We start from the raw sequence: 8,983 nt of genomic DNA, 5'->3' as shown, positions 1-8,983 counted from the left end.
GCAGCCTTCGCTTTCGCGACCAATCAGCCGGATCGTCCGCGAGGATCGGCAGAGGCGTCACACCGATGCCGCTTTCGACCAGAAGATCGACGAGCAGGTCCAGCAACGCCGCCGCACGCCGGTGGTCTTCGTCAGTCAGTGGCTCGAAAACGTATTCGCTTCAGTTCGGCTCGATGATGGATTGAACCATTGCGCGCAGCTGCCGCGCTGACGGCGATGCGACTGCTCCGGCCACTATCGATACCACTTCTCTTTGCTCGTTGAGGCAACGAGGATGGCGGCCGCCGCCGCAAATGGAATCAGCGACAATCCGGCGAGGAGTATAAAGCCAGGCGCTTCGCCCTTGACCAGAAAGCCGAGACCGAACTGGCGCACCAGACCTTCATGGATGACGATGCCCATGAGAACGCAATCCACAAGGCTGTGCAAAACCGAAACAACGAGAAAGCCCGGTATCCGTCGGGGAAGGAAGGAAACTCTGCTTAGGGTGGCACAGAGCAGACAGCCGGGATCGGCGAAAAGCCGAGGCTGGAGGGGCCGGAGCGGGCGAGAAGCTGCCTGACCCGGCCCTTGCGCGTCGTTCCCGTTGTTTCGCAACAGCCGCTAAGCGACAATGAGGCATTCCAGAGCCAGTTATTTCAAGGAACAGGTATTTTATTTGGAGGAATAGGTATCATGTCTGCCATTCATCAAATTTCTAACCGCAATACGCAACAGAAGCAGCCCGCGCGAGGGCTGGGTGGCGACACATCTGCCCAGATCCATAAGCACTGGTCCCTGCCTCGGACGGAGAACCGGGGCATCGTTGCTGATGCCAAGTGGGGTGTGGGCGCGGGAATGGGCGCGGAACTGGCCGCCGGTCAGAGTGGACTGCGCGGCTTTGATCACGAAGTGCAGTCCGCCGCCAACGTGAAGATGGCCGCGCCGGCACCGGGCCGGGGCGATGAGGGCAACAAGGTCGAGGGCAAGCCTGCAGATCCTGGCAAGGACGGGATCGTGCAGAACGGAACCGTCTTTGAGATCGGCGAAAACAAGCGTCCGGATATTCATCACGACAACGGGTTTTTGCAGAACCCCGACGATCCCAACGACCCCGAGCCAATGCCGACACGCAAGCCGACGAAGGAGGAGAAGGAATTCTACGACGATCAGGTGTTCGAAGCCAGTCTTGGTAATAGCGTAAAGTGGATGCCGCTGGATTTTCTTTCTGACCAGTTAGCTTTGGACCACGCAATTCCTGCCTACAAACATTTCCTGACGGGAGAAGGCAAGGATCGCGAGTTTGACTATGCTGCATATCTGGACAATGATGAATCGGGAAAAAAGACCAAAGATCGCGTTCTTTCCGATACGCGGACCGCTGCGGACCAGCTTTATGGTGATCTGGACGAGCAGGTCGGGCAGAATCCCGGAGACAGCGTGACCTTTAAGGTCCGCAGCGATGCCATGACCACCGAAATGGATTCTGGTTTGCCTTATCCCAAATCTGAGGACTGGCAAAAGGCCCTTGGCGGCCACAGTTTCTGGAGCAGCGCGGATGTGACCGTGACCCGAAACGAAGACGGAACCCTGAAGGCATCCGCCGATGTGACAATCCATGCCGAGGATCGCTATAACTTCAATCCGGGGCAGAAAGATATCAAGACCAAGGCTCCGGATGAGGAACGCGGTGTTTTCGAGGAGACAGGGCTGGCTCATCAGTATACGCAGACCGGAGAAGCGACCTACACGACGGAATGGGAGATGGGCGATCCCGGCGGGAAGTCTGTCAAGACCGATGAAAAGAGCGGCGGGCGATGAAACGAGGTTTGATTGCCGCGGGCCTGCTGGTGGCCAGTGTGACGATTGTCGCAGCAAAGGAGCAGGCCGAGATGATCAACCATTCCCTTGATGAATTGCGCCGCCTTGTCCCGGTTGCCGGGGCGCCGGCGGATGTGGTGTGGCAGAGGAATGTGCTGGGTTCGGCGGGCGGAGGGTTTCCGCCCGGTCCCACCGACGAAATGCTGTGGGTGGTTCTTAGCTATGACAGCGCCGAGGAGGTGCAGCAGCTTGTCAGCGGCGGTCTGACCGAGGATGTGGTCATCGAGGCCCCCGACTGGTTTCCCGAAAATCTGCATCCGGGGGCCGGGCTGGATGTGGTGCGCCATCATCGGGTCGAGGGGTTCATGGATGCCGAGGTCATGACGGTGCCCGGTCAGCCGCAGATTCTGTTGCTGAAAAAGCCGCTGTTCTGATGCAACATGTTGCCGTTGCGCGCCAGCGTGCGCAACGGTGTTGCGTATCGTAACTTTTTGTTTTCATGTATTAAAAACCCGCAAGCGGCTTTCGCAAAGGTTTAGAAGTTGACTTGGCGAACGCCCTAAGGTAGAACTTTTACATGCTGGGAGAAATGGGCAAGCGGCCGGGGGACGACCCCGAGGCCGCTTTTTCGTTTCTTGGCTCGTGCGGACAGGACACGAGGCAGGACAGTTTGCATGAACGATACGAAGCTGGATGAAGTCGGTGGGGTCTGCGCCCCGGACGAGGCCATTGCCGTGGCTGAGGGGCTTTTCTGGTCCTATGTCAGGGATCTGAAACGCCACGAGGCGGCACTGGAAGCCTGCGCAAGCGGGGCGGTGGATGCGGGCGCGCTGAAAGAGGCGGTCAGGGCCGCGCGGGACGTCCGCGAGGCGGTTCATCTGATGATGACGGAAAGGAACAGGGTTGACAAACTTCGCAAGGATATTGCCGGAGGGGTCGGGGGAGGAAGCCTCGATCTTGACGCGGCACGAGATGAGATCGGGCGCCGCCTGGCTTGCCTCCGCCGCGCCTGCGGAAGTTGACGAGTTTCTGGGCGGGCTGGGTGAGAATGCGCTGATGGCGCTGCCCTGGCTGTTCGAGTTCTGGGCCCTGCCGCATCAGTTGCCCCCCGAAGGCTGCTGGAAAAGCTGGGTGATCATGGGCGGGCGCGGTGCGGGCAAGACCCGCGCCGGTTCCGAATGGGTGCGCCGTCTGGTCGAGGGGCCGACAGCCGCCTCGCCCGGACGATGCCGCCGTGTCGCGCTGGTGGGTGAAACCTTCGATCAGGCGCGCGAGGTCATGGTGATGGGCGACAGCGGCATCCTGGCCTGTTCGCCCCCCGACCGCCGCCCCGTCTGGGAGGCGGGGCGGCGGCGGCTGGTCTGGGCCAATGGCGCGACCGCGACGGTTTACAGCGCGCATGAACCCGAGGCGCTGCGCGGGCCGCAATTCGACGCGGCCTGGGCCGACGAACTGGCCAAGTGGAAAAAGGCCGGCGAGGTCTGGGACATGCTGCAATTCGCGCTGCGACTGGGCGAACATCCGCAGCAGGTGGTGACGACCACGCCGCGCAATGTCGATGTGCTGAAGCGGATTCTGGGCAATGCCAGCACGGTCGTGACCCATGCCCCCACCGACGCCAACCGCGCCTATCTGGCTGAAAGCTTTCTGGCCGAAGTCGAGGCGCGCTATGGCGGCACCCGGATGGGCCGGCAGGAACTGGAGGGCGTGCTGCTGGACGATGTCGAGGGCGCGCTGTGGACCACGGCGATGCTGGAAGGCTGTCGGGTGGAACATGCGCCCGCCCTGTCCCGTGTCGTCGTGGCGGTCGATCCGGCGGTGACGGCGGGGCGGGCCAGTGACGAATGCGGGATCGTGGTGGCGGGAGTTGTCGCGGGCGGCGAGCCGCGCGACTGGCGGGCCTATGTGCTGGAGGATGCGACCGTGAAGGGCGGGCCGCTGGACTGGGCCCGCGCCGCGATTGCCGCGATGGACCGGCACGGGGCCGAAAAGCTGGTGGCCGAAGTCAATCAGGGCGGCGATCTGGTGGAAAGCGTGATCCGGCAGGTGGATCCTCTGGTCCCGTTCCGGGCGCTGCGGGCGTCACGCGGCAAGGGGCTGCGGGCCGAGCCGGTCGCCGCGCTGTATGAACAGGGCCGCGTCCGGCATGTCCGGGGCAATCTGGGCACGCTGGAGGATCAGATGTGCCGGATGACGGTGCGCGGATACGAAGGGCAGGGCAGTCCCGACCGGCTGGATGCGCTGGTCTGGGCGATCCACGAACTGATGATCGAACCTGCCTTTGGCTGGCGGAGGCCCCGGATGCGGTCGCTTTAGCGCGGGATGGGAAGCCTGATGAATGACGGAAGGGCCGGCCTTTGGGCTGGCCTTTCTTATTGCCGGGATAAGGAGGCGAACATGGCGTTTCGATTGTTCACGCGGGGAAAGAAGGTGGCCCCCGTACCGGAAGGAAAGGCCAGCGCGACAGGCCGGGTGGTGGCGCTGTCGGCGGGTGCAGGGCGGCCGGTCTGGTCGGCGCGCGATACCGGATCGCTGACGCGGGGCGGGTTCGTGGGCAACCCGGTGGGGTTCCGATCAGTCAGGCTGATCGCCGAGGCGGCGGCGGCGGTGCCGCTGATCTGTCAGGACCGGGAACGGCGCTATGACGCCCATCCGGTGATCGACCTGTTGCGCCGCCCCAATCCGGGGCAGGGCCGGGCCGAGCTGTTCGAGGCGCTGTTCGGGCAGATGCTGCTGACCGGCAACGGCTATCTGGAGGCGGTCGGGCCGGGCCGTGACGGGCTGCCCGAGGAATTGCATGTGCTGCGGTCCGACCGGATGAGCATCGTTCCCGGCGAGGATGGCTGGCCGGTGGCCTTTGACTATGCGGTGGGCGGGCGCAAGCACCGGTTCGACATGACCGGAAGCCCCGACCCGATCTGCCACATCCGCAGCTTTCACCCGCAGGACGACCATTACGGGCTGTCACCGATGCAGGCGGCGGCGGTGGCGGTGGATGTGCATAACAGCGCAAGTGCCTGGTCCAAGGCGCTGTTGGACAATGCGGCGAGGCCCTCGGGGGCGATCGTGTACCGGGGCGCGGACGGGCAGGGCGCGCTGAGCCCGGAGCAGTATGACCGGCTGGTCGATGAGATCGAGATGAACCATCAGGGCGCGCGCAATGCGGGCCGTCCGATGCTGCTGGAGGGCGGGCTGGACTGGAAGCCGATGGGGTTCAGCCCCAGCGACATGGAGTTCCACCAGACCAAGATGGCCGCCGCGCGCGAGATCGCGCTGGCCTTTGGTGTGCCTCCGATGCTGCTGGGGATACCGGGGGACGCGACCTATGCCAATTACGCCGAGGCGCACAGGGCCTTTTACCGGCTGACGGTCCTGCCGCTGGCGATGCGGGTCGCGGCCTCGGTCGCGTGGTGGCTGTCGGAACATCTGGGAAGCGAGGTCGATCTGCGCCCCGATCCCGATGGCGTGCCCGCCCTGGCCGATGAGCGCGACCAGCAATGGAAGCGGGTCAGTGACGCGGTCTTTCTGACCGATGCCGAAAAGCGCGCCCTGCTGGGGTTGCCGCCTCTGGCCGATGGGTGAGGCGATGGAGGGATCGCGGTTCATCGAGGGCTGGCACGACCAGCGTTTCGAGGCGCAGGAACGGATCATGGCGTTGCAATTCGGGGCCGTCGAAAAGCGGCTGGAACGGATCGAGTCGCTGATCGAGGCATTCGAGCGGCGGCTGTGGATGACGGTGTACGGCGTGGTCGCAGTGATCCTGACGCAGGCCGTGCAGGGGATTTTGGAATTCGCGCCGAAAGGAGGCTGAGGAATGATTCCGGGACTAGAGGTGAAATTCGCGGGCGGGGCTCCGGTCCTGACCGGCGGGCACGAGATCGAGGGCTATGCCAGCCTGTTCGGGCTGACCGATCAGGGCGGTGATGCGGTGTTGCCGGGGGCCTTTGCCGCCTCGCTGGCCAGACTGAAGGCGCGCGGCGACAAGGTGCGGATGCTGTGGCAGCACGATCCGGCCCGGCCCATCGGCGTCTGGGACGAGATCCGCGAGGACGAAAAGGGCCTGTGGGTCAAGGGGCGGCTGCTGCCCGAGGTGGCGCAGGCCCGCGAGGCGGCGGCGCTGATCAGGGCGGGCGCGATCGACGGGCTGTCCATCGGCTTTCGTACCATCCGCGCCACACGCGACGGCAAGGGCCGCCGCGCATTGGCCGAAGTGGAATTGTGGGAGGTGTCGCTGGTCACATTCCCGATGCTGCCCGAGGCCAAGGTCGGGCGCAAGGACACCGCCGATCTGCGCGAGGTGGCCGCGATTTTCGCCGAGGCGACGCGGGCGATGCGGCAGCAATAGGATTTGCCGCATCGCCCCCGGCGCTGCGGCGAAATCCGGGCCGCAGACGCGGCCCGGCTAAACGGGGCGGCCTGCCCCGATCACCGAAATGAGGAGACTACCATGACCGAGGTGACAGCCACCGGCGGCGGCGACGCGCCTGCCGATCTGAAAGGGGCCATGATGGGGTTCGTCGGCGAACTTCGCGGCTTTCGTGAAGACATCCAGACCAAACTGCAAGCACAGGAAGAACGCATGAACATGCTTGATCGCAAGACCGCCATCCGGGGCCGCGCGCCCTTGTCCACCACCGCCGCAACCGAGGTGCCGCATCAGAAGGCGTTCGACGCCTATCTGCGCAGCGGCGATGATGACGGGCTGCGCGGGCTGGTCATCGAGGAAAAGGGCCTGACCGTCGCCAGCGATGGCGGTTTCCTGGCCGCGCCGCAAGTGTCCGAGACGGTGCAGAATGTCCTGCGATCCGGCGCGTCGCTGCGCAGGCTGGCCAATGTCGTCAGCGTCGAGTCGTCGAAATACGAGGTGCTGGTTGACAAGGGCGATCTGGGGACCGGCTGGGCGGATGAGACCGCCACGACCGAGACCGCCTCGAACGGGATCGAACGGATCGTGATCGACGTTCACGAATTGTCGGCCATGCCCAAGGCCAGCCAGCGCCTGCTGGACGACGCGGCCTTTGATGTCGAGGCCTGGCTGGCCGAGCGGATTGCCGACAAGTTCGCGCGTTCCGAGGCGGCGGCCTTTGTCAGCGGCACCGGTACCGGCAGGCCGAGAGGTATCCTGTCCTATCCGACCGCCAATGCGGGCAGCGAGACGGATGGCCAGATCGGCCGCGTCCGCACCGGCGTGGCGGGCGATTTCAGCGCCACCGCGCCCGCCGATGCGCTGATCGATCTGATCTATGCGCTGGGGGCCGAATATCGTGCCAATGCGAATTTTGTCATGAACTCGAAAACCGCCGCGCGGATCCGCAAGATGAAGGATGGCGAAGGCCGGTTCCTGTGGACCGACGCGCTGGCCGCCGGGCAATCGGCGCAACTGCTGGGCTATCCGGTGCTGATCAGTGAGGACATGCCCGACATTGCCGCGAATGCCTTTGCCGTGGCCTTCGGCGATTTCCGCGCCGCCTATACCATCGTCGAGCGCCCTGATCTGCGCGTCCTGCGCGACCCGTTCAGCGCCAAGCCGCATGTACTGTTCTATGCGACCAAGCGTGTCGGTGGCGGCGTCACCGATTTCCGCGCGCTTCGGCTGCTGCAATTCGCCTGATCCTTCGGGATCGGGCGAGGGAGGGGGCCGTGCGCCGGTCGCTGGTCATTCCGGCTTAGCTACTGTCCGCGCGTGCTGATGGCTGGCGCGCGGGCACGGCCCTTTCCCGCAGCAGACCGAACAAGGGGCCCCGATGTCCGGGGCTCTCTGACGGAACAGAAGCAGCGGACGGCAGGACAGGAGGTTCACAAGATGATGCTGAGAGAAGAGACGGCGCCGGCGGCAGAGGCGCTGCCTGTCGCCGCGTTGCGCGCGCATTTGCGGCTGGGATCAGGCTTCGGGATCGGGGATGACCCCGCCGAGACCGCTGCGCTGGCAGGGTTTCTGCGGGCCGCGATTACCACCGTCGAGGCGCGTACGGGCAAGGTGCTGCTGACGCAGCGGTTCCGGATGCAGCTTGACGACTGGCGGGACCGGCTGGGGCAGACACTGCCCCTTGCCCCGGTCACGGGCGTCGATGCGATCGCCATAGATGACGGCGCGGGGACGGTGACGCAGATCGCGCCCGATCTGTGGCGGCTGATCCCCGACAACCAGCGGCCGATGATCCTGCCCGCAGGGGCGCTGTTGCCGAATGTGCCGCGCGCGGGATCGGTCACGGTGACGTTCACGGCGGGGTTCGGCGACGTCTGGGACGATGTGCCCACCGATCTGGCGCAGGCGGTGCTGATGCTGGCCGCGCGCTATTTCGAGGATCGCAGCCTTGAAGGCAGCCGGGGCGCGATGCCCTTTGGCGTCAGTGCGCTGATCGAACGCTGGCGCGCGGTGCGCACGCTGGCGGGGCGCGGCGGCAACCGGGGCGCGCGCTGATGGCGGCACCACGGCTGAATGTGCGTCTGGTCCTTGAAGCGCAGGAACGGCAGGGCGACGGGATGGGCGGCTATCGCCTGACCTGGCGCGAACAGGGGGTGATCTGGGCCGATCTGCAAGCCGGATCGGGGCGCGAGCGCTTTGCCGAGGTCGGCCCGGAAAGCGTGGTCAGGTGGCGCATCACGATGCGCGGTGCCCCTGCAGGCGATCCACGCAGGCCGCTGCCTGGCCAGAGGTTCCGGCTGGGACAGCGGCTGTTTCCGATCGAGGCAGTGGCAGAACGGGATGCGGGCGGCCGCTGGCTGACCTGCTTTGCACGAGAGGAGGACGAGGCATGAGCTATGCGGCCTCAAGCGCCCTGCAGGGCGCGGTGTATCAGCATCTGCGCGGCGATCCGGCGCTGGTCGGGCTGGTGGGCGATGCGGTTTTTGACGCCATGCCCGCAGATGCGCCGGGCGGGGTCTATGTCTCGCTTGGGCCCGAGGATGTGCGCGACGCGGGCGATGCGACCGGGGCCGGATCGCAGCATGATTTTGTGGTCTCGGTCCTGTCGGGCAGCGATGAAAGCGAGGGTTTTGCCGCCGTCAAGGCGGTCGCCGTCGCGGTCAGCGAGGCGCTGGACAATGCCGGGCTGATGCTGGCCCGCGGGCATCTGGCCGGCTTGTGGTTCCTGCGTGCAAGGGCGCGGCGGGCGAAAACGGGCGCTGCGCGACGGGTCGATCTGACCTTTCGCGCACGCATTGATCTGGGCTGAGGAGTGGA

At 65.3% G+C, this 8,983-nt stretch carries 13 protein-coding genes; 12 read left to right on the top strand and 1 reads right to left on the bottom strand.

Features of this window, described 5'->3' with window-relative positions:
• A partial coding sequence (locus tag ACK5L9_RS06810; protein ID WP_416910713.1) for a hypothetical protein occupies positions 1-211 on the top strand: 211 nt, incomplete at its 5' end.
• Between the two features lie 23 nt (positions 212-234).
• Here the strand turns inward: ACK5L9_RS06810 and ACK5L9_RS06805 are convergent.
• Complete coding sequence (locus ACK5L9_RS06805; protein ID WP_416910712.1) at positions 235-402, bottom strand: hypothetical protein; 168 nt, start codon at positions 400-402, stop codon at positions 235-237.
• Between the two features lie 273 nt (positions 403-675).
• Between ACK5L9_RS06805 and ACK5L9_RS06800 the strand changes: the two genes are divergently transcribed.
• The 11 genes from ACK5L9_RS06800 (at position 676) to ACK5L9_RS06750 (ending at position 8,975) form a co-directional block, all read left to right on the top strand.
• Positions 676-1,800: a hypothetical protein gene (locus ACK5L9_RS06800; RefSeq protein WP_416910711.1), complete on the top strand. Its 1,125-nt coding sequence runs from the start codon at positions 676-678 to the stop codon at positions 1,798-1,800.
• Positions 1,797-2,234, top strand: a complete 438-nt coding sequence (locus ACK5L9_RS06795) for a hypothetical protein (protein ID WP_416910709.1) — start codon at positions 1,797-1,799, stop codon at positions 2,232-2,234. The genes ACK5L9_RS06800 and ACK5L9_RS06795 overlap by 4 nt, the downstream gene beginning before the upstream one ends.
• A 240-nt stretch (positions 2,235-2,474) precedes the next feature.
• The gene (locus ACK5L9_RS06790) at positions 2,475-2,822 is read left to right on the top strand and encodes a permease (protein WP_416910708.1); all 348 of its coding nucleotides are present in this window, start codon (positions 2,475-2,477) and stop codon (positions 2,820-2,822) included.
• Positions 2,773-4,116, top strand: coding sequence for a DNA-packaging protein (locus ACK5L9_RS06785; protein ID WP_416910707.1), 1,344 nt, complete (start codon positions 2,773-2,775; stop codon positions 4,114-4,116). Before ACK5L9_RS06790 ends, ACK5L9_RS06785 begins: the two co-directional genes overlap by 50 nt.
• An 81-nt stretch (positions 4,117-4,197) precedes the next feature.
• A complete protein-coding gene (locus ACK5L9_RS06780) occupies positions 4,198-5,382 on the top strand; it encodes a phage portal protein (RefSeq protein WP_416910706.1) in 1,185 nt (394 codons plus the stop codon).
• Between the two features lie 4 nt (positions 5,383-5,386).
• Entirely contained in the window at positions 5,387-5,611 is a 225-nt protein-coding gene (locus ACK5L9_RS06775; protein ID WP_416910705.1) for a GTA head formation protein, RCAP_rcc01685 family, read from the top strand.
• A 3-nt stretch (positions 5,612-5,614) separates the two neighbouring features.
• Positions 5,615-6,145 carry an HK97 family phage prohead protease gene (locus ACK5L9_RS06770; RefSeq protein ID WP_416910704.1) on the top strand — a complete coding sequence of 177 codons (531 nt, stop codon included), beginning with the start codon at positions 5,615-5,617 and terminating at the stop codon, positions 6,143-6,145.
• Positions 6,146-6,247: 102 nt separating this feature from the next.
• The gene (locus tag ACK5L9_RS06765) at positions 6,248-7,411 is read left to right on the top strand and encodes a phage major capsid protein (protein WP_416910703.1); all 1,164 of its coding nucleotides are present in this window, start codon (positions 6,248-6,250) and stop codon (positions 7,409-7,411) included.
• Positions 7,412-7,603: 192 nt separating this feature from the next.
• Positions 7,604-8,221 (top strand): head-tail connector protein, encoded by a 618-nt coding sequence (locus ACK5L9_RS06760; protein ID WP_416910702.1) that lies wholly within the window; start codon positions 7,604-7,606, stop codon positions 8,219-8,221.
• Complete coding sequence (locus ACK5L9_RS06755) at positions 8,221-8,559, top strand: head-tail adaptor protein (RefSeq protein ID WP_416910701.1); 339 nt, start codon at positions 8,221-8,223, stop codon at positions 8,557-8,559. Before ACK5L9_RS06760 ends, ACK5L9_RS06755 begins: the two co-directional genes overlap by 1 nt.
• On the top strand, positions 8,556-8,975 hold the full coding sequence (locus ACK5L9_RS06750) for a DUF3168 domain-containing protein (protein ID WP_416910700.1): 420 nt from the start codon (positions 8,556-8,558) through the stop codon (positions 8,973-8,975). The genes ACK5L9_RS06755 and ACK5L9_RS06750 overlap by 4 nt, the downstream gene beginning before the upstream one ends.
• The last annotated feature ends 8 nt before the right edge of the window (positions 8,976-8,983 follow it).

Origin of the sequence: Paracoccus sp. (in: a-proteobacteria) (genome assembly GCF_047973135.1) — a bacterium.
In the GTDB taxonomy this organism is placed as follows: domain Bacteria; phylum Pseudomonadota; class Alphaproteobacteria; order Rhodobacterales; family Rhodobacteraceae; genus Paracoccus.
The sequence above is the reverse complement of the archived record's forward strand: the minus strand, read 5'-3'. Positions and strand labels throughout refer to the sequence as shown.